The organism is Desulfosoma profundi (assembly GCF_055387865.1).
In genome coordinates, this window is sequence record NZ_AP042420.1 from 690,144 (window position 1) to 708,461 (window position 18,318).

16 protein-coding genes are annotated in these 18,318 nt (G+C 56.0%); 2 read left to right on the top strand and 14 right to left on the bottom strand.

All coding sequences use genetic code 11. From position 1 onward, the window contains the following. Nucleotides 1-100: 100 nt before the first annotated feature. From ACZ5K9_RS03045 to ACZ5K9_RS03065, 5 genes are all read right to left on the bottom strand, one after another. The gene (locus tag ACZ5K9_RS03045) at nt 101-703 is read right to left on the bottom strand and encodes a hypothetical protein (protein ID WP_464272949.1); all 603 of its coding nucleotides are present in this window, start codon (nt 701-703) and stop codon (nt 101-103) included. Nucleotides 704-777: 74 nt separating this feature from the next. Further along, entirely contained in the window at nt 778-1,242 is a 465-nt protein-coding gene (locus tag ACZ5K9_RS03050) for a prepilin-type N-terminal cleavage/methylation domain-containing protein (protein WP_464272950.1), read from the bottom strand. Then, entirely contained in the window at nt 1,229-2,416 is a 1,188-nt protein-coding gene (locus ACZ5K9_RS03055; RefSeq protein ID WP_464272951.1) for a PilW family protein, read from the bottom strand. Before ACZ5K9_RS03055 ends, ACZ5K9_RS03050 begins: the two co-directional genes overlap by 14 nt. Nucleotides 2,417-2,671: 255 nt before the next feature. Further along, entirely contained in the window at nt 2,672-3,304 is a 633-nt protein-coding gene (locus ACZ5K9_RS03060) for a GspH/FimT family pseudopilin (RefSeq protein ID WP_464272952.1), read from the bottom strand. A 24-nt stretch (nt 3,305-3,328) separates the two neighbouring features. Beyond that, nucleotides 3,329-3,829, bottom strand: coding sequence for a type IV pilin protein (locus ACZ5K9_RS03065; RefSeq protein WP_464272953.1), 501 nt, complete (start codon nt 3,827-3,829; stop codon nt 3,329-3,331). A 1,117-nt stretch (nt 3,830-4,946) separates the two neighbouring features. Here ACZ5K9_RS03065 and ACZ5K9_RS03070 point away from each other — a divergent pair. Continuing rightward, nucleotides 4,947-9,125 carry a pilus assembly protein gene (locus ACZ5K9_RS03070; RefSeq protein ID WP_464272954.1) on the top strand — a complete coding sequence of 1,393 codons (4,179 nt, stop codon included), beginning with the start codon at nt 4,947-4,949 and terminating at the stop codon, nt 9,123-9,125. An 842-nt stretch (nt 9,126-9,967) separates the two neighbouring features. Here the strand turns inward: ACZ5K9_RS03070 and ACZ5K9_RS03075 are convergent. The 6 genes from ACZ5K9_RS03075 to ACZ5K9_RS03100 all read right to left on the bottom strand — a co-directional run bounded on the left by ACZ5K9_RS03075 (nt 9,968) and on the right by ACZ5K9_RS03100 (nt 13,863). Further along, nucleotides 9,968-10,534 carry a hypothetical protein gene (locus ACZ5K9_RS03075; protein ID WP_464272955.1) on the bottom strand — a complete coding sequence of 189 codons (567 nt, stop codon included), beginning with the start codon at nt 10,532-10,534 and terminating at the stop codon, nt 9,968-9,970. 14 nt (nt 10,535-10,548) lie between these two features. After that, nucleotides 10,549-11,532: a hypothetical protein gene (locus ACZ5K9_RS03080; RefSeq protein ID WP_464272956.1), complete on the bottom strand. Its 984-nt coding sequence runs from the start codon at nt 11,530-11,532 to the stop codon at nt 10,549-10,551. Between the two features lie 76 nt (nt 11,533-11,608). After that, nucleotides 11,609-12,034 (bottom strand): type IV pilus modification PilV family protein, encoded by a 426-nt coding sequence (locus tag ACZ5K9_RS03085; protein ID WP_464272957.1) that lies wholly within the window; start codon nt 12,032-12,034, stop codon nt 11,609-11,611. Beyond that, nucleotides 12,024-12,569: a prepilin-type N-terminal cleavage/methylation domain-containing protein gene (locus ACZ5K9_RS03090; protein ID WP_464272958.1), complete on the bottom strand. Its 546-nt coding sequence runs from the start codon at nt 12,567-12,569 to the stop codon at nt 12,024-12,026. The genes ACZ5K9_RS03085 and ACZ5K9_RS03090 overlap by 11 nt, the downstream gene beginning before the upstream one ends. Continuing rightward, on the bottom strand, nt 12,566-13,345 hold the full coding sequence (locus ACZ5K9_RS03095; RefSeq protein WP_464272959.1) for a putative Ig domain-containing protein: 780 nt from the start codon (nt 13,343-13,345) through the stop codon (nt 12,566-12,568). The genes ACZ5K9_RS03090 and ACZ5K9_RS03095 overlap by 4 nt, the downstream gene beginning before the upstream one ends. 8 nt (nt 13,346-13,353) lie before the next feature. Next, the gene (locus ACZ5K9_RS03100; protein WP_464272960.1) at nt 13,354-13,863 is read right to left on the bottom strand and encodes a type IV pilin protein; all 510 of its coding nucleotides are present in this window, start codon (nt 13,861-13,863) and stop codon (nt 13,354-13,356) included. Nucleotides 13,864-14,210: 347 nt separating this feature from the next. Between ACZ5K9_RS03100 and ACZ5K9_RS03105 the strand changes: the two genes are divergently transcribed. Beyond that, nucleotides 14,211-14,534 carry a hypothetical protein gene (locus ACZ5K9_RS03105; protein WP_464272961.1) on the top strand — a complete coding sequence of 108 codons (324 nt, stop codon included), beginning with the start codon at nt 14,211-14,213 and terminating at the stop codon, nt 14,532-14,534. A 612-nt stretch (nt 14,535-15,146) separates the two neighbouring features. Here ACZ5K9_RS03105 and ACZ5K9_RS03110 read toward each other — a convergent pair. The 3 genes from ACZ5K9_RS03110 to ACZ5K9_RS03120 all read right to left on the bottom strand — a co-directional run bounded on the left by ACZ5K9_RS03110 (nt 15,147) and on the right by ACZ5K9_RS03120 (nt 18,100). After that, nucleotides 15,147-16,748 (bottom strand): tetratricopeptide repeat protein, encoded by a 1,602-nt coding sequence (locus ACZ5K9_RS03110; RefSeq protein ID WP_464272962.1) that lies wholly within the window; start codon nt 16,746-16,748, stop codon nt 15,147-15,149. Between the two features lie 68 nt (nt 16,749-16,816). Then, complete coding sequence (locus tag ACZ5K9_RS03115; RefSeq protein WP_464272963.1) at nt 16,817-17,572, bottom strand: hypothetical protein; 756 nt, start codon at nt 17,570-17,572, stop codon at nt 16,817-16,819. A gap of 84 nt (nt 17,573-17,656) precedes the next feature. Then, nucleotides 17,657-18,100, bottom strand: a complete 444-nt coding sequence (locus tag ACZ5K9_RS03120) for a pilin (RefSeq protein WP_464272964.1) — start codon at nt 18,098-18,100, stop codon at nt 17,657-17,659. Nucleotides 18,101-18,318 lie beyond the last annotated feature (218 nt).

The following is an 18,318-nucleotide window of genomic DNA, read 5'->3' on the forward strand; positions in this document are numbered from 1 at the left end:
ACCGGGTGGAGCCGGCTTTGTTAACGGAAAAACTATGGCGAACGCGTCGACGGACCGAGCATCCGCCGTGTTCTATCCAGGAATTCCAGTTTCACGCGATTTATCGGACCATGGCCACAGGCCGGCCCGACGCCGTCACGGCATTTCTGTCTTTCATGTTGACGAAGCTTGGAACCGTACCCATGCCGTCCTGAGCATAAGCCCCCGACGCCGAGGGCTCGGCTACCATTTCCACCATCAATTCGATCTCCTGTTCGGCTCCCGCAGGCCCGAATCCCACACTACGCAGCACACACCGGGTGTTGTCCCCGGCCAGATTCTGGAAAGCGCCGTCTTTCACATCTTCCGGATACCTGGCAAACACCTTGAACCGATGATCCCACCCCAGAGAGATCTTCACCTCATCGTAAAGGTCGTTCCGATGATTGGCTCCCGCGTAAGGGGTGGATCCGAGAAACAAGAAGTCGAAGTCGGGAAGTGAAGCGCTGCCAGTCCGGCTTCGGTGCAGGTTCACAGGATCGGTGGCGAACCACTGGGCCAACCGGGCCTGAGCCATCGCGAGGCCGGCTTCGGCATTTTGAAAAGCGATCAGCGCGGCTTTGCGGTTCCCGGCAATGCGCATTTCGATGGCATGATCCAGGGCAAGCGCCACGGCCAAGACGGCGACCGCCGCCACGATGACCAAGACCAGGGCAAGGGCCATGCCTTCCTCCCGACCCGTTTTCCGGGCCCACCCGCGAATCTTTAGACAACGGTTTCCGATGTGCTCCTCAGCTTTCACGGTCGGTACGCCATTCCCTCCAAGACCACGTGCGGCGCCTCCGGATTTGGAAAATCGCAGTGGGTCGCCGTCGGCCGGGGTTTCCCGGGTTCAGCCCAGCAGAGGATCACCCGAACGGTCACCAGGTCCGCCGCCGGCTCGCCCCGTTTCACCTCCCATCGTTTGAAAAAAACAACGTCTGAACCCGAAGGCGTCCAGTTTTCCGTAAAACCGGAATCCGCCAAAAGCTCTCCATCCCCGGACGGCTCTTGCGCGACGACGGCCAACATGTGTTCGAGGACGTCGGCTGCCGCATTGAGCGCCGTGGATGCGAGTCTTGCATGAACCCGTGTGCGGAGTCCTAGTGTCTGGATGCCGAAAAAGGCCACGAAGACCACCGCAGCCACGACTACGGAGACCAACACCTCCACCAGCGTGAATCCGACAGATGTCGCAAAGGGGAAGCGTTCACGGCGCCGCATTGCGAATCCACACCGTTTTGACCACGTGGATGCGACGGTAACCGTCCCCTGCGGCACCAGCCACCCGGTCCGCAAAGTCATAAACCCGGGTGTCCACGTAATCCTTAAAAGCCCTCTTTGTCCGGCCGAGGAGGTGACACCGCACCGCCAGCACACGATCCCAGTCCGGGATTCCGTCCGCGGGGGAGACGTCCGGCACGGCATCCGCCGACACCCAAGATTCCACATGTCCTTCCGGGACACGACCGCTATTCACGCCGTATTCCACCTGGAAGTCTTCCACGTTTTCGACCAAACTTCTGGGCCCGGCAAAGGTATACTGCCCACCGGTTCCGGGACCACCTTCGATCCACTGGAATTGCCCCTTTTTGTTCACCCGGAAATACCCCACCTTGACCGGGTGAACGCTGGAGACACCCCGCCGAAAGCCTGTCCCGGAACTCGTGCAGGAGTCCTCATCCACGCACGCCGAACCGCCGTCATCGCATCGGAGGCAGCGGGTGATGTTGCCGGGTGTGCCCATGCCCGGATCGTGGTGGAAAAGAACCAGCGTTCCGCTCGTGGTCACAGCGGTGACTTGAAATACGGCGCCGGAACGGCAATCCGTCACAAAGAGGATGTCCCCTTTTTTCACGCTGCTCGTTGCCCTGTTTTTGACGACCGGCACAGGGTCCTTCGGGGTGTCCTGATCCTGCCCCAGGGGGCCGTGAAAAGCGGGGTCAACCAAACTGTATCCCAAAACGTCGGTATCGATGCGCGTGTCCTTGTCGGCAAATGGGTCGGAGGCGACCGAAACCTGATTGAACCCGACGACGGGATGGGTGTGAAAGAGGGTTTCGGGACGATTCAAGGTGTTTTTGACACCCGGCGCCCCGCCGGCGACGGCTTCCGGGTCCATGCACCGCCAATAACCCGCCTGCTGCACGATGTGCGCGACCACGTCCAAAGCGGTGCGCATGTTTTGCTGCATTTCCAGGATGAGCTGTTCCCGGGCATAGACGCCTTGGTGTGCGGAAAAAGCCCCATAAACGGCAAGGAGAACCACGGCCGTCACTGCGAGGGCGACGAGGAGTTCCACGAGGCTCAGGCCGTTGGGCCGATATCGCCGTGCTGTCGGCTCAGGGTCCGGCTGTCCCGGGTGGCGTTCCATTGTCGTCAGGTCCCTGCGGCACATGGCGGAAAATTCCCCGCTTCCGTGTGTCCCGTTGGCGCGTGCCGTTCATCCCGTCTTTCCTTTCCGTTGCAGCATGCCGAGCTTCGCCGCATCCTTTAGACGGGGGGCCTCCCGGCCGTCCGCACCAAACCCCGCCGGAGGGCAACACTTCCCGACACTGCGGTATCCCCATCGGAGGCCGATTCTTACCCGGAGCGGAAAAAACTGTTCTTTCCATGCTCCATAATAGGTGCCCATGCGTTCGCGGCCGAAACCTTACCGGTCCTCCCACACCGTCCCGCCCGTGGGGAAATAGCGCAGATAGGCCCGACCGGCATTGTTCAGCACGATAGCGTACGTTCCCGCCTTTGGATCATTGGGCACATGAATATAAATGCTGCCCGTCGATGACGTGCCGTCCGGGTTGAAGTTGATCCGGTTTCCGGAAAAGCTCACACCGTCTTCGGGAATTGCACCGCCTTCCCGAGGAGCCCCTGTCGACGGGCCGCCGAGAGACGGCGGGACAACCCCCAAGGCGGGCCGATTCCCTTTGGATCCCGGAGGATCCAGAATTCTTTCGGAAACCAGGAGCGTATCTTCGTCGGGCTCGTAAGACGGACTCGTCTCGCCCGCATTTCGATGCACCCAGAGAACCACGGTGTCCATGAGTCCGTCGTCTTCCGCATCGAAGTCCACATACACGTTTTTGTTGTTCTTCACGGCTTCCAGGCGAGCCCGTTGCATCAAGGAACGAAGCTGACCGACGGTGGATTTCAACCGGTAGGGAGCACTACGGACATGCACGGCAATCAGGGTCATGAGGAGTGCGATGAGGCCCACCACCACCATGAGCTCCACCAGGGTCATGGCCCGATCCCGGGACTTAAAGCGGAGTCGCTTTCGGCCCATGTCCCCTGCTCCTCCCCGTGAGGCTCACTCAAACAACCAATGGAACAGGGACCATCCCAGGGCTTGGGGTGTGTCGCACACGGGCCGGGTCATGTTGTCCGAAATATGGAGTTTGTCGCCCACATCGGGTCGCACGGCCTCGATGCGGTACCGTTGCCCGTCGGAAGTGGTCTGCACCGTGATAACGTATTTTCCTTGTGTCGCGCTTTCAAAGGACGGCAAAAGCCTTAAGGTGCCTGCGTAGCGGTTGTGATCCGCCCAGTAGGCTTCCATTTCCAGGCGAGCCCGGAGCAGCGCTTCCACGGCCTGGGATTGTTCGGAGCGCCTCACGCTATGGACATACGCGGGTATGGCCACGGCCGCCAGAATAGCCACAATGGCCACCGTCACCATAAGTTCCACCAGGGTGAACGCCCCATAACGATCTAAAGGTCTTTCAGGCGCGTTTCCACAGTATCTTCGTGACGGCTGACGCTGACAAAACGCTTGGCCCGCTTCGTCACACGGGCCTTCATACGACCGCATTGCGTCCTCAAGATTCGAACCCGGCGATACGTTATCTGGATTTTCCTCATTTTTTATCACAAAAAGCCCAAAGTGCAAATTTTTTCGTTTTGCTACGGCTCACAAAAATTTCTTATGCTTTCTCAAAAATCCGCCGATAAAAGGGTTGTGGACTCTTGACAAAGTTTTTGGGCTTTGGAGCTGAGGACATTTGCGGTGTTCCCTGTCAAGGCGTGCCCATAACCGCGCTGCGGCTCCTCGAGGATGGGCATGGCACCGTATGCCGCCGGAGGGTCTAAGGAGGTGTCGTGATGGCGAAAAATGCATTCGTGCTGGTTTTTATCTCTTTTTTGGTCTTCTTTTCCGCGGCCCAGGCCTATACGCCCTCTTGCGATCCGCCCCCCTTTGTTTCCGCCGGTGCGAACCCGATGGTGATGATGGTCATGGAAAGAGACCACAAGCTGTACTACGAAGCTTATAACGATGCGCAGGATCTCGACGGGGATGGAAAGGTGGACGTGGGTTACAAGCATTCCATCGATTACTTTGGTTATTTCGACCCTTACAAATGCTACACTTACGACAGCACTGGGCAGAGCAAGTTTGTCCCGACAAGATACTCAGCCACGAAGTACTGCGGCGGAACCAATGAGTGGAGTGGCAATTTCCTCAACTGGCTTTCCATGTCGCGAATGGACGTTCTCCGAAGGGTCCTTTACGGTGGGAAACGATCGACGGATAGTTCCAACGAGACGGTTTTGGAAGGCGCTTACATTCCTCAGGATGCTCACAGCTGGGGAAAGGAATACGCCGATAACGACACACGATTGCTCACCCCTTTCAATCCACCCGACTCCGGGAAGCGCCACCTCTTCTGCGTCACCAGCATCCAGGAAGGTGACCCTCATCTTATCCGAGTCGCTCGCGATGATACCCGCCGAATTTGGGAATGGGCGAGCACGGAGCGTCCCGTCTGCAGCGGCAGCAATACCATCGATTATGTGGTTCGCGTCAAGGTGTGCGATACGGAGTCGACGAAGGGAATGGAGCAAAACTATTGCAAACTTTACCCTGGGGGGGAACTACGCCCAAGCCCGTGGGACTTCTCCAAAAGTACGGTGAAGGCGACGGATCCAAAATGTGTTCCAAAACCTACAAGCCATGCCAGACAGATGCCGACTGTGGGGCCAACGAAGGGCTCTGCGTGTTTCGCAGTCCCCTTTACATGGGATTACTCACGGGATCCTACAGGAAAAATCTCAGCGGCGGCGTCCTCCGCAAAAATATCTGGACGGTTATGGACGAAATCAACACACAATCCGGCAGCTTCCAGAGCTCCGAAAACGTCCAGGGCAACATTATCCTCACCTTGGATCGCATGCAGACTGTGGGATTTACATACGATAGCTTTTCTTATGAAGCTAAAGACGGGGGCACATGCGGTTGGATCACCGATCACTCTCTCAAGGAGGAAGAGTGCTGCATGTGGGGAAACCCCATTGGAGAAATGATGTATGAAGCTCTACGCTTCCTTACAGGGAAAGGAACACCCACGTCCGGATTCACCTATAGTCAAAATGACGACGCAGGTCTCAACCTTTCCAAGCCCAACTGGTTTATCAAAAAAGGAAATACCAATCTGTATCCTTTCGACCTTTTCCCAGATTGCTCCAAGCCAAATCTCCTGGTGCTGAGCGATATCAATCCGAGTTACGATTCCAACCAGCTCCCAGGCGTCTATTCAGGGTTTGGAAGCTTCACCGGAGACCTGCAAGGCCTCAATGTGGGGTCCCTCACCGACACCATTGGAGATAACGAAAATCTTGATAATAGCATGTATTTCATCGGCCAGTCCGGAACAAACTATGATTTCGTCTGCTCGGCGAAAACCCTGAGCAGCCTGAGTTCCGTGCGAGGGTTATGTCCGGAGGAGCCCACCAAACAAGGAAGTTTTTATTCGGCGGCTGTGGCCTATTATGGTAAGCAATTCATTAAGGGAATCCCCGATGTGACCACCTATGTCGTAGCCATGTCGTCGCCCATTCCCGATATTCGAATCAAAGTCGGCGATAAGTTCGTCGAATTGGTTCCCGTGGGCAAGAGCGTCAGTGGATGCCTGGGAACACACACTGCGTGCTCAGCGAAATGCTCGATCACAAAAAGCGATCAACGAGGTCTGATCATCAGCAATTGTTCTGCGGACCCCTATTGCCCTTCGAACCAAATCGTGGATTTTTACATTGATACTATGACCTATGACAACAAGTCGAACATGACTTATGCAAAGTTTCGTGTGAATTTCGAAGATGTGGAGCAAGGGGCCGATCATGACATGGATGCTGTGGTCATTTACGAAGTTGAGCCCATCGGATCTGATCAGGTGAAGGTCACTCTGACCTCCGAATATGCCGCGGGATGTATCGATCAGGTTTTGGGGTTCGTCATCTCCGGTACGACTGACGACGGATTGTACCTTCCCGTCAAAGATAAAGATGTCCCGAATTCTAATGACAATGATACTGATACCCCGAGCGTCGTCGCTCAAATGCCTCTCACGTGGAGCGACAATTTTACCGTCACAGGAAACGCAGCCCAGACGCTCAAAAATCCCCTGTGGTATGCCGCAAAATGGGGTGGCTTTGACGATCTCAATGGAAACAAGATCCCTGACCTTCCATCCGAATGGGATAAAGACGGCGACAATGTGCCGGACAACTACTTCTTTGTCGCCAATCCCTTGGAACTCGAGAAGAACCTGGAAAAGGCCATGCTGGCCATCTTGGCCAAGGGAGGAAGCGCAGGGGCGGTGGCCACGGTGACGCAGGAAGTTCTCGGTCAGGATTTGGTGGTTCGAGGTGCGTTTACGGCCTATGATGATACCCCGAACATTTATTCCTGGAGAGGTCATCTGGAAGCCTATTGGCCTTATGAAGGATGCGAGGATTTCACAGACAATGTGACTTGTAACAGCCTCTCCGGATGCCAATGGTACCTCGGGGCGTGTCGAGGGAATCTCTATAGTTTTCAACTATCTGAGAATAAAGGGAAATTTTGTTCCGATCCTGGCTTTATCGATGGCTATTGCTGGGATGCCGGAAAGAATATGCAGCTCGGTAATTCAAAGGACCGATGTCTTTTCACTGTCCTCGATGACGGCACCATGACAAAACTTGACGACGGCACCGGCACCTGTAATGCCTCGTTTTACACGAGCCTCCCTTCGAATTGGTCTTCCCTTGAAGCCGCCTTGGCGAACGAGATCGACTTCAATAGCGATAACCAGACAGACTCCGACGACGCCAAGGCTCTGGTCCGCTGGCTGCGGGGTGACTGGGAGAGTTCATGGACGAATATCGCACGGAATCGGCAAGGATGGACACTGGGGGACATCGTGTATTCCACACCCGTGGTGGTCGGCCCTCCATCCATCAGTTCTGTGGATTCACAGCTTACGGGGGACTGCTCCTGCGTCTGCAGCGGAACGGGCATGGATGAGTGTGCCAAGAAGTGCTTTTACTGCTATCGCCAGAAACATGGCACCCGTAAAAAAATGGTCTATGTCGGTGCCAACGACGGCATGCTCCACGCCTTTGTCATCGGCGTGTGGGATAACGCCACTTCCACGTGGATATACAATCCGGACAATTCAACCCTTGGGGCTCAAATCGGCAAAGAGCTCTGGGCGTACGTCCCCGGCAACCTCCTGCCGCAACTCAAAGAACTGGCAAAGCCGAACTACGGCCATCCTTCGGCCTGCGCCCATCGCACCATGGTGGATCTTTCCCCCATTGCCTGGGATGTCTATATCGACCATGACGGAAATGGGACGCGTGAATGGCGGACCGTGGTGCTTGGAGGTGAGCGCGGCGGAGGAGACGTCTACTTTGCCCTGGACGTGACGGATCCTGACCATCCCAAGGTGCTCTGGGAATATTCTGTTCTCAGAAACCTCGTGGCGGACGCATCCACAGGGGAAATGCCTTTCCTTGACAAATCCGTCTACGATCAAGTCGCCTGCATGCCTGTGTCCTGGACCGTGCCCTATGTGGGCTACTTTGATATTTCAAACAGCGTCTCTTTTACGGCCAAGCCAAGAATCAACCCCTTGGAAGCGGGAGCACCTTCTGTGAGCGCTTCGTCCTACGGCTCTGCGCAGCTAAGCGGCTGGTATGCTTTTCTTGGCGCCAGTCCGCACACTTTTAAGCCGGAGAGCGACCTTACTGGGTCTCTGGACAACAATACGACAATGACTTTTCTTAGACCCCACTTGTTGGCCATCGATATTGAAAAAGGGGTCAATATCTTTCAGTACCTTTGGCCCAAAATTTTAGACTATTGGGCCACTCAGTGGCCGAAGGTGACCAACGGGTCGAACACCATTCCCTACGCCCTTGGGGATCCGGTGGCTCTCGACCTTCGGAACGCCCAAGGCCAGGTCACCCCGGACGGCAGAGTGGATTATCTCGCCTTCGGCGATCTCAATGGCAATTTTTACACACTGGATCTCGCCCTCGACAACTCGACTCCCACCATGCACTTGACAGTGAGGAAAACGAAGAACGATCCCGGAGGCAACATCTATCGGTCCAACCGACAACCCATCACCGTGATGCCGGTGGCCACCCTCGACCCTTACAAGAACCTGTGGCTCTACTTCGGCACGGGAAAGTTCGACAACGTGGTGGGAGGATCCGACGATCGCACCGACACCGCCTCCATGTCCTTTTATGCGATTCGTGACGATCTCACCCGGCCAGCCAACATAACCGGCTTCTCCGATGGCGGACTCCAGTTCTCTGCCCAATTCCTTTGCGCTTCATCATCTTTCGGCGACAATTGCACATGGGTCAAAACCGATGGGAGTCCCGATTGCTGCGAAAACCAATGCAGTGATGCCTGCTGGACATGCCTCAAAGACCTCAGCATCCCTGGAGAAAGAGTCGTCGATTCGGCTTTGGTCGCCGGTGGAGTGGTTTTCTTTACAACGTTCGTCCCAAAAGACGACCCGTGCGCCGCGGGGGGTGACGCCTATCTCTACGCCGTGGATTACATGTGCCGCCCCATGACTTTCGATCCGTTCGAGAAATCCGGTTTCACCAAAGTGGCCAAAAATCCGAAGGAATTGCAAGACGGCCAGTACACCCAAGTGGGAAACACCGCCTACGTGCTGAAATTGGGCGAAGGTATGCCAAGCCGACCTGTGATGGATTCCTCCGGAGAATATCTGTTCATCCAGACGAGCAACGGGGTAATTCATCGGCTCCAGGTGGAGATACCCTCTCCTGTGGCAAAAAGCGGCTGGAAACAGCTTCACTAGAAAGAAAGGGACACCACTTCAGGTAAAGAGGACCGACCTGTCCGATCTCTTCTTGATCAGCCGTCTCCAAGCGGGCCGGTCCGCCTTCCTAGGGAGGACCAAGCGCCCGCTGTCACCACGTCATTATGGCACCGAGGAGCAATAGTTTTTGCCCCTCGGTGCCGAGGCAGGCCCCCCTGACCTGGAAATTCCCCCGAGGGTCTTCTCGGCTGAAGTAGGCCGCGACGATTCCCATGGGCTGAATTCGTGCGATCCCCTGCGATCCCCGCCATCAGGCGTTTGTTTTGTGGTCAGCACTTAATTGATGCCCACATCTGTCGAAGCCACCGCAGGGGCAGGCCCCTTGTGGCCGAGTGGATCGCTCGGGTCCATCGGAAGAGGGCCGCGAGTGGTACCGGACCAGCACGGGCCGCCCGGCAAGCATGACAGTGGGCCAGCGGTTACGGGAAAACGTCAAGCCTGGATCCGCCCAACGAGACGTCGTGGGCTGTCCTCGGGATGTCCGAATCGATGAACGTCCCGGGTGAGATGGGGACAGGAAGCCCAATGGCATAGAACAATTGCAAGTTCAATACGATGTCTGCGCTGCGAGGGTATTCTTTGCAACCGCCATCTCACGGATCACGCAATGGGACGCGAGAGCCGCGAAGCATTGGAAAAAACGCTGCGTTTTTTTCGCTCCATATTGGTGCGCTCAGAGCAAAAGATGCGCAGAAAACCTGCCCCCTCATCGTTTTCTCGCGGCGATGTCATGGATGAACTTGGCTCGAAGACGGACGGACGCTCTCTGCTTTCCCCAAAAAGTAGGTCGGAACGGCGTGCTTTAAAAGTTGGGGAAAAACTCAGCGGGAACGGACTTGCCCGATCTTTTGGATCAGCATCACCACTTCCGATCGGGCGGGCCCGCCTTTTGGTTGCGGAAGGGTTTCCTGACCCTGTCCATGGGCCAGGTAATAATAGCCGCGGAACTTGTTCATATCCCACCCCGCGACCGATTGCGCATCCAGGAAAACGAGACGCGGCGTAAGTGTTCTGGAGGCTTTTGTCTGATCGTCCACAGGCTGATCCGCCTGCATGTAAGGAACGACCCCGGCAGGGGGAGTGACATCCTGCTTTTTTTTCAGATCCTTGAGGAGTATCTCGTTGGACTCCGTCCGAAGGCAGTACCAACTGAGCTGGAGCGCTCCCTCGGCCAAGTTGAATGCCCCCTCGCGGCGCTCAACGGACTGCGTCAACTGGTGTGTGGATCCACTTTGCACCACGAGCCACACCCCGAGTAGGCTTAGCAACGCCACGGCGGAAAGCGTCAGCACCATAGCCATGCCCTGATCGTTTTTCACAACCTTGGCCGCCGGTGATGAGAACCCCGCCGTGGCGGCCTTGGCAAGCCCCGGTGCTGGTGCCTTCATGGTTCCATGCCCTTTCATGTGTTTCGAGGATGAATCACCAGGGTATGAACTTTGTAATAATAGCCGCATTCGTCGGCTCCTGTTCCCGCGGACCTGTTCTCCACCGTCGGTCGGCAAAAGGAGGGGTCGGTCAAACGGTCCTTATCCTTGGTGGGGCTTCTAAGGACCACGCTGAGGCGGATCAAGCGAATACGGCTCGGGTCAAAAGGACTGCGCTCGCATTTTGATGCACCGACGCCTTTGCCGGAACATCCGGCCTCCCCATACCAATACCCTGCCTCATCCTGATAGGCCACCTGAAGATCCACCACGTTGTCGGCCACAGGGAGCAACTGTCCCTCGGTCCTGCGATCGCTGCGACGCAAAACGAAGGTCTCTTGGGACCCGGCTGGATGACACGCAGACACGCCGGTATCGACACAATAGTAAATGGCCGGCGCAATAAGAGTGCCCGCAAGGGAGCCGGAAACGGTCAAACTTGTGCCGGAGACACTTTCTACCGAAGCCGTCTTATTGTCCAAACCTTGAGCATCTGTGATCACAAAAAAATAGGTTCCGTTGTCAAAAAAATCCGTCTCGTTATCCCCGTTGATGTCCATAACATCTTCTGCATACGGAGAAGAGTCCCAGGGATCTGTAACTATCACCGTCGACCAGGTGACCGAGCTTATGGCCAGGCACCCAGGGCATGCGGCCGCTTCCAGGAGCCTGTCCGCATGGCGTACCGGGTCGATGAGATCCACATCGTTTAGAATGATCCTATCCGGAGAACCGGATCCGCCGTCTTTAACGAGAAACGCCATCTTTCGATCCACGGCCCATCCGGCCTCAAGGAGATCCCTCTGGAGAACCCGGACAACGTTGGCCGTGTCTTGGATCACTTCCTTTTCCGACCGGTTGCGCACATAATTTCGATGCTGCGAAGAGAACACACCCACGGCCGCCGCCATGACGAGAGCCGTCACAGCCAGCGCCACCAAAAGCTCCACCAGCGTCATGGCCCGGCTCCACCCCGAGTGGAGCCCATAAGCGCCGGAAGCTTTTGCATGTCCACGAGCGCCGTAATCTTCCGGCCTAGGGAACGACGAGTGTCTGCAGCACCACCTGACCTTGCCCACCCCTTTGCTCCGCCCAACGCACCGAAACGGTGACATTTCTTTTCCAAGGATACGTCGCATCGGCATTGGAGCTCGTCGTCATGGTATAAACGACGTGATCCTTCGTGAGTGTCTCCGTCCCGGCCGGGTTATATGTTTCGTTGTCCGCCGCGATGGCCTGGCGATAGGCTTCAAGTTTTTCGTTGGCAAGAAGCAGCGCCGTGGCTTCACGCTTCGAATTCATGTTCACGTGCCTCGATGTCCAGTGGAACCCCCACAAAGACATGAGGGCCACCGCTAAAACCATGAGAGACACCAGGACCTCCACCAAAGTAAACCCCATGGTGCCGCCAAGGCCGATCCGCACGTGCCGTGTTTCAAAGAGAGAAAACCTAGTCCACATGAACCCACCCCATGGCGTTGACGGTGACCGTCACTTGGGACCCTGATGCTCCGACGAAGTGGAGCTTTCCACCCTGCCCGTTGGCCAAACGGCCGTCGCTGGCAAAGGCGAGGCACGTCTCGTTGTTCGCATTTTTCGGCAAGGTGTTTTCAAGGCTGAGCGAAACCCGCGATGGAAGGTCCACGCTTCCAGTCCACGGTTCATTGTCGTCCCGCAGACAATTCCCGTCTGTGGGCTCGGTTCGGTTGTCGTCTCCGTCGTCGTCACGAAACACCCTGTACCCTCGGAAACCGTTGCCTCCGGAATCAGGCACGAACACGAGCGAGTAAACCGCACCTTTTTCATGGGCAAGGGTTTTGGCTTCCTGAATCACAGTTTCCAGACGGCGCGCTGCGGTGCGGACGTCCTCATACCCGGTCACTCCCGCCAGTCCCCAGCCCACGAATTTTAAAATCAGGACCACAACGGCCACCGTGACAATCAATTCCACCAGGGTGAAACCTTGATCGGATGGATACCTTCTCATTGCCTTCATTGCCGTCCACCGTCTAGAGAAGCCACGTCTTTTTGCGGTGGGGAAACCGTGACTTCAAAACTGTAGCGCGAAACGTTGCCGGCCGAATCTTCCCCCTCGATGACCACGGGAAAGGCACCCCTCTTTTGGGATTCCGCAGGCCGCCAACGAAGGGTCTTGGTCTCGGGATCCAGTACCATCCCCTCCGGCGCTTCCACGAGCTTCAAGGCAACCCCGTCTTCCTCAGGATCTTCCGCGGAAAGGACCGCCACATATTCTCCCTGCTCCACCGTTCCCCGAGAGAGCCCAAGATTGGGCGGTGCGTTGCCGACCAGCACGGACGTTGAAAGAACCTGTCGCTTGCCGTCGCCGCTCGTAAGCTCGGCCCTGGCCGTCACCGAATCTCCGTAGTTCAACGAATGTTCCAGAACGGGTCCCGTCGGGTCCAAGTCCGTACCGTTGATGGTCCAACGGATGACCAGGGCATCATCATCCGAAGGTGTGCCTTCCACGTTCACAACGGCCCGGAGGGTTTCCCCCGTTACGGGGCGTGGAGGATCCAGCTGGAGCGATACGAGGCGCACTTCCGAGGAGCCGGTCGCTTGGTGCGCGTGGTCGGCGACGGCGCCGGAGCCGCCTGTGAGCCCAGCCTTGCGGGCGGTGGGGCCCGACGCCGCTTTCAGGCTCGCCTTATCGAAGGATTCACCTGAACCCGAGCTGGAACACGATACCAGCCCTGACAGCGCCAAACACACAACGCTCAGCATCGACAAAGTTTTCAGTAATCTCCGCCTCATCTGGATCCTCAATTGAAAACCCATTTAAAGAGGGAAAAACCAATGGCATCCGGATGAAGCACTTTGGGCGTCGCATCCGGCGTTCCCGCGGTCACATGGAGCTCGATGACATCCGTCGAGGCATACGGATAGATCTTTTTCGACGCTTGGGCTCGAAAAGTACTTGCCCCCGCATCGATGATTTTGACCTTGTAGCCGCTCGCCGTCGTGCGGAACGTCCCGGCTGAACAGGTGTTTCCAAAGGAAGCAAGACAGCCGATGGTTCCGGCGTAGCGGCTGTGATCGTCCCAGAAAATCTCCTGGTCCATCTTGATGTTCATCAACGCCAAGATGGCTTCGCTCTGGCGCGCCCGGTTCACGTAATTCACGTAAGCCGGGATGGCCACGGAACTCAAAATCGCCAGGATCGCCACGACGACCATGAGTTCCACCAAGGTGAAGCCTCCCGGCGGTGTCAGCCTGTGACCGCGATTCGTCTTCCGACTCGAAGTCCCCGCTTCGTCTGTTCGCTTAGCCATGGTCCTATCCGATGAATAATGTCCACTCCGCATGGGCTTGGGTGCTCCGCCCTCGCAGACGTCTCACACGCCTCCTAAGAGGTATTCGGACGTTTCGGTCAGTTCCTTAACGAAAAAAATTCATAGCTTCGGAAAAACGTTCCGGAGGCCGCACTGCCTGGACGCGCCTTTTGCCCAGGTTCGAGGTTTTCTCGGGGTATCGCTACCCAACCTTCAGAAATGCCGAAAAGGCCGCTCGAAACGTCGCTCTTTCCAAGTCATCGCTGTCATGATAAAAATTGTTTCCAAGGTGTCTTTCAGGACGAGAATGCCGAACATGTGAGAAAACCGCAGAGAGGGCGGCGGTCATGGAAGTCAAGGAAGCTCTCCGGGCAGCACTGCAGGAGCTTATTCTCCCAGAATTGGACCACATGCGGCGCAGCCACGCGGAATTGAAAGCGCAGATGGAAACCCTCCATAAGCGCTTGGACGACGTGAACGCGCATCTTCTGGATCAGAGCCGGCGGATCGATGCGCTGCGCGAAGAGTTCGGCCGACGTATCCACGAGACGAACACGAGGATCGATCGGCTCTACGAGGTCGTTGTGCGCCGGGAGGAGCACGAGACGCTGGAACAGCGTCTAAGAGCGCTGGAACGGGACGTGGCGGAAATCAAGCGCCGGGTGGCCTGAAGCATCCTCCCGCCGGCCCCCAAGTCGCCTCGTAATGCTTGGTAGAGCGTGCTGCCGAGCCCGTGGACGCCGCTTCGGCGATTCCGAGGATGCGCCCTATCCTCAGGCGGCGGCCGCTGTGCAACCCGGGAAGTTCGCCCCACGCTTCGGAATCCTCTCCCGCTTCGTGACACTCCGTAAATCTGCGTGTTCACGTCTCATCTTGATCCGAGACGGCACACAGAGGACTCGAGCGTTGGCATGCCGCCCCAGGACATTCGTGCCATACGGATCCCCCCAGACGGCCATTGGTTTTCTGGTGATTTCTAAGTCCCTTTGTAAAATGGTCGAGTGTTTGGCGTCAACAGTGGCGGCCGACCTCGGCCTAATTAGGTCCGGGAGCGGTCCAGGCTGCATTGTCGCTCTCATCACGGCGGAGGAATTGGGGCTCCCGAGGAGAGGTCTTTCGGCGTTATGTGCCGCCATGAGCCTGCAAACCCTGGGACTGAAAAAGATCCCGCCTCATAAAGCTTCTTCGGCGCCTAGACGCCCCGGAATGCTTCGGATCTGAAGTGAGCCTTGGAATGACCGCCGTAGGATTATCGGAAGAACCCGTGAAAGGGTATAGAAAACCTACATGGCCGCAGCGTGTTGAGAGGGCTTCCTTTCCACAGGGTCGCCCCGCTCCGCAACTTCGCTTGCGATCTGGTTTTCAAGCTGGGCCATGAGCTCCTCCAGCACCTTTCTCTTGGGGTAACCCGGATACAATTCCAAGCTGTGCCGGAAAGCTGTCAGGGCGTTTTCCACCCGACCCGCCCTCTGTTCAAAAAACCCAAGGGCGATCCACGCCTTGGCCGACTGCGGTGCCAAATCGACGGCCTGGCGAGCCTCTTGCGCCGCTCGCGGATCTTTCCGTTCAAAAGCGTACCATCCCCGGAGAGTGTACGTGTCCGGGTTCCAAGGATTGGTCTTATGATTCCAATCGAGAAGTTGTTCCCCGATAAATTTCATAAGATCATGATTTGCAAACTTAAGTATTAAGTAAGACAAACCGAGTGTGATGTTCTCTCCGCCGACAGCGGCTTTAAGATGGTTGTTTTTAAAACTCCACCACGCTTCGGATTGTTGGCGATTCCTTTCTTCATAGAGTTCGAGCTCCCGGAGCAACTTTGCAGCCATCTGAGATCCCGTCGCTTGCAACGCAAAAATCCTCGCGCCTTCATAGTCCCCAAAACCCTTCAAAGTCTTGGCTATCCACTCGTTCGGTAAGAGATCTCCTGGGTCGGCAGTCCCATCGCCATCCACGTCGATATTCTTAGCCGCAGCATCGGCGATGATCAGGTTGAGCACCAGATACATCCATTTTCGATCATCCCGAAGCCGATGATAGTCTTGCGTCAGTTTGGACACCTGGACCACTTTATGAAAAGCTTCTGGATATCTTCCTGCCACACGGTAACATTCTGCAAGTTTTAACAGAAAGACAGGCAATTGCTTGGCATCGAATCTTTCGGGCCTTGCCTCATAGAGTCTTTCCCCTTCGGCGATGGCCTCTTCCCAACGCTCGTGGTGCATCAGCGCACTTAAAACAACACCTCCGGCAGTGAAATGGCTTTCGAACCGTGCTCGGCCAAGTTCTATTGCCTTGTAGGCTTCCGCCATCGCCTCATCGTAACGGCCGACTTTGGCGAGGGCCGAAGCGTAGTTCGCATGAGCCCGGGGGTGATGGGGCGCCTTTTCCACAGCATCCCGGTTGATGGTGACCACGTCCCGCCAATCTTCATTCCGTGAAAAAGTGAGCAACGAGAAAACGGCAAGGCCAAGGGCTGTGCAGGAGAAGGCTAGCTTTCGTCTTTCACCGGAGGACCATGACCTGAAGAGGCGCGCCCCTGCCAAGCGAAAAAGTTCGCTCACCGTAAAAACCAGACCGTAGGAAGGAAGGTACATTCGGTGATCGAACTGAAGTTCCAGGGGAACGATGCTCGATTCAATGACAAGGTTGAGAAAAAACCACATCAACCCAAAGGAAATGATTGGATGAGACCCGCGAAGTCGTATCGCGACACCAATTAGACTCACAATTACGAGAATACTCGGTAGCGTCGTCGGAGGCGAAAGAAGGGTCCTGGACACCGGGACATCGTGTTCAATGGAAAGAACGCTAGGGTTTGGAACAAGAATGGCGTAAATGTAACGCATTACGACACGGGCTTCCGTGAGGAGCCTTTCCGCCATGCTGAAATGACGACCGTCGTAGCCTGAAGCAAAGTGACGAAATGCGAATGCTCCCAACAGAAAAATGCCTACCAAGCATACAACCAATAGGGCGCATGGAAGGGGCTTGCGAACTCGCGGCCATATCCTCTCACGAAAAATGCTGCGCAAATCAGTTTGAAAAAACCAAAGCTCAATCGTGGCCAAGACCACCGGAAGCATCGCCGAGTTTTCTTTAGACAAAAAAGCGGCTCCCGCGGAGCCACAAAGGATACATGTCCAAAATCTCGCTTTAACCGGCTCCTTCTTCCAAGCGAGCCTCCATTCAACGTACGCCGCGCAAGTGGCGAAAAAAAGAGAGCCTGCATGGAGGCCATTCGCTGAACGATGTAGGTCACGGCACTCGTCTGAACGGGGTGGAGCGCCCACAGACCCGATATCGCCAGAGCATAAAAGAGCCTTGAAGCGGGCTCGGCAAGAGGCTTCTCGCCCGCGGAGAGGGCCGGGGTTCTGAGCACGGCAATCGTCAACCACCAACACGCAAGGAACGCCAAAAGATGAATTACGAGGTTTGTCACGTGGAAAGCGGCGAGGCTTCCCATACCCCAAGAGAAGTCGAAGGCAAAAGTCAGCAAGGGTAACAATCGCGCGATCCCGAAGTAAGAATCCACGAGATTGCGTAACACCTCTTGATCGAAGCGCTCCACATGAACAGCTCGATTTTCAACGAAACTGTGAAGGTCATCTAGGACGGGTGGTGAAGTGAAGGTATTGGAATAGGCCGAAAAAATCAACGCAATCACAACAATCGCGGCGCCTGCCGGAAAAAGCTTTTTGAGTCGCATGACGTGCCCCACAAAGGAGAACCCCTTGGGGCCCGAAGGCCCCTTGGGAGCATCAGGCTGCTTGCAAGTGGAGAGGAAGCCGCACTACAGTCCCAACTCCTGCGCAAGACCCCCTTGAAACTTCCAGGTGAGTTTTCCGCTGGTTGATTCTGCAACCACCGAAAAGCTATTTGGTGTAAGATCTTTCAGTGAGTTACACTTTGTCGAGTTACGGGTGGTGTTTAATGTAACTTTTATAGCATACCCGGTGCCCGGTGCGACATCGAAACAGGCCGTGTCCGCATCCCTTGCCATTGTTGTTAAGGTACTAGCACCAAGAGTTGGGAAAGTACCCTGGACACTATAATAAGTAGAAATGCTGGTTTCGATGGCGTGAAGTCCAGGAAACACGAGACTTGTGAGCCGGGATTTTTTCACGTATCGCTGATAATATGGGACGGCCACGGCGGCGAGAATGCCGATGATGGCCACGACGATCATGAGTTCCACAAGGGTGAAGCCTTTGCTTTCCTTCATTTTGATCAACATGGATGTGCCTCCTCGGTTGAGTTTGACCCGACCCCGCGGGTCGGTGTCAGGTTTCTTCACTGTGCTCGTTCCCCGGCCCCTGTCCAATCACTCCCCCCCTTTCTGCGGCATGACTGGGGACGAAACAGCCTTCCATATCATGGGAAGCCCTTGTCCAAGACGCAAGCAATCCATGTGCCAGGCGTTCCGTATAGGGTGTTTACTATTGATTCCGTCAG

Bases quoted from the DNA above. Each gene is read 5' to 3' on its own strand.
- ACZ5K9_RS03045 (WP_464272949.1), bottom strand. From the start codon at position 703: ATGGCCCTTGCCCTGGTCTTGGTCATCGTGGCGGCGGTCGCCGTCTTG.
- ACZ5K9_RS03050 (WP_464272950.1), bottom strand. From the start codon at position 1,242: ATGCGGCGCCGTGAACGCTTCCCCTTTGCGACATCTGTCGGATTCACG.
- ACZ5K9_RS03055 (WP_464272951.1), bottom strand. From the start codon at position 2,416: ATGTGCCGCAGGGACCTGACGACAATGGAACGCCACCCGGGACAGCCG.
- ACZ5K9_RS03060 (WP_464272952.1), bottom strand. From the start codon at position 3,304: ATGGGCCGAAAGCGACTCCGCTTTAAGTCCCGGGATCGGGCCATGACC.
- ACZ5K9_RS03065 (WP_464272953.1), bottom strand. From the start codon at position 3,829: ATGCGGTCGTATGAAGGCCCGTGTGACGAAGCGGGCCAAGCGTTTTGT.
- ACZ5K9_RS03070 (WP_464272954.1), top strand. From the start codon at position 4,947: ATGTGTTCCAAAACCTACAAGCCATGCCAGACAGATGCCGACTGTGGG.
- ACZ5K9_RS03075 (WP_464272955.1), bottom strand. From the start codon at position 10,534: ATGAAGGCACCAGCACCGGGGCTTGCCAAGGCCGCCACGGCGGGGTTC.
- ACZ5K9_RS03080 (WP_464272956.1), bottom strand. From the start codon at position 11,532: ATGACGCTGGTGGAGCTTTTGGTGGCGCTGGCTGTGACGGCTCTCGTC.
- ACZ5K9_RS03085 (WP_464272957.1), bottom strand. From the start codon at position 12,034: ATGTGGACTAGGTTTTCTCTCTTTGAAACACGGCACGTGCGGATCGGC.
- ACZ5K9_RS03090 (WP_464272958.1), bottom strand. From the start codon at position 12,569: ATGAAGGCAATGAGAAGGTATCCATCCGATCAAGGTTTCACCCTGGTG.
- ACZ5K9_RS03095 (WP_464272959.1), bottom strand. From the start codon at position 13,345: ATGAGGCGGAGATTACTGAAAACTTTGTCGATGCTGAGCGTTGTGTGT.
- ACZ5K9_RS03100 (WP_464272960.1), bottom strand. From the start codon at position 13,863: ATGGCTAAGCGAACAGACGAAGCGGGGACTTCGAGTCGGAAGACGAAT.
- ACZ5K9_RS03105 (WP_464272961.1), top strand. From the start codon at position 14,211: ATGGAAGTCAAGGAAGCTCTCCGGGCAGCACTGCAGGAGCTTATTCTC.
- ACZ5K9_RS03110 (WP_464272962.1), bottom strand. From the start codon at position 16,748: ATGGCGGAAAGGCTCCTCACGGAAGCCCGTGTCGTAATGCGTTACATT.
- ACZ5K9_RS03115 (WP_464272963.1), bottom strand. From the start codon at position 17,572: ATGCGACTCAAAAAGCTTTTTCCGGCAGGCGCCGCGATTGTTGTGATT.
- ACZ5K9_RS03120 (WP_464272964.1), bottom strand. From the start codon at position 18,100: ATGTTGATCAAAATGAAGGAAAGCAAAGGCTTCACCCTTGTGGAACTC.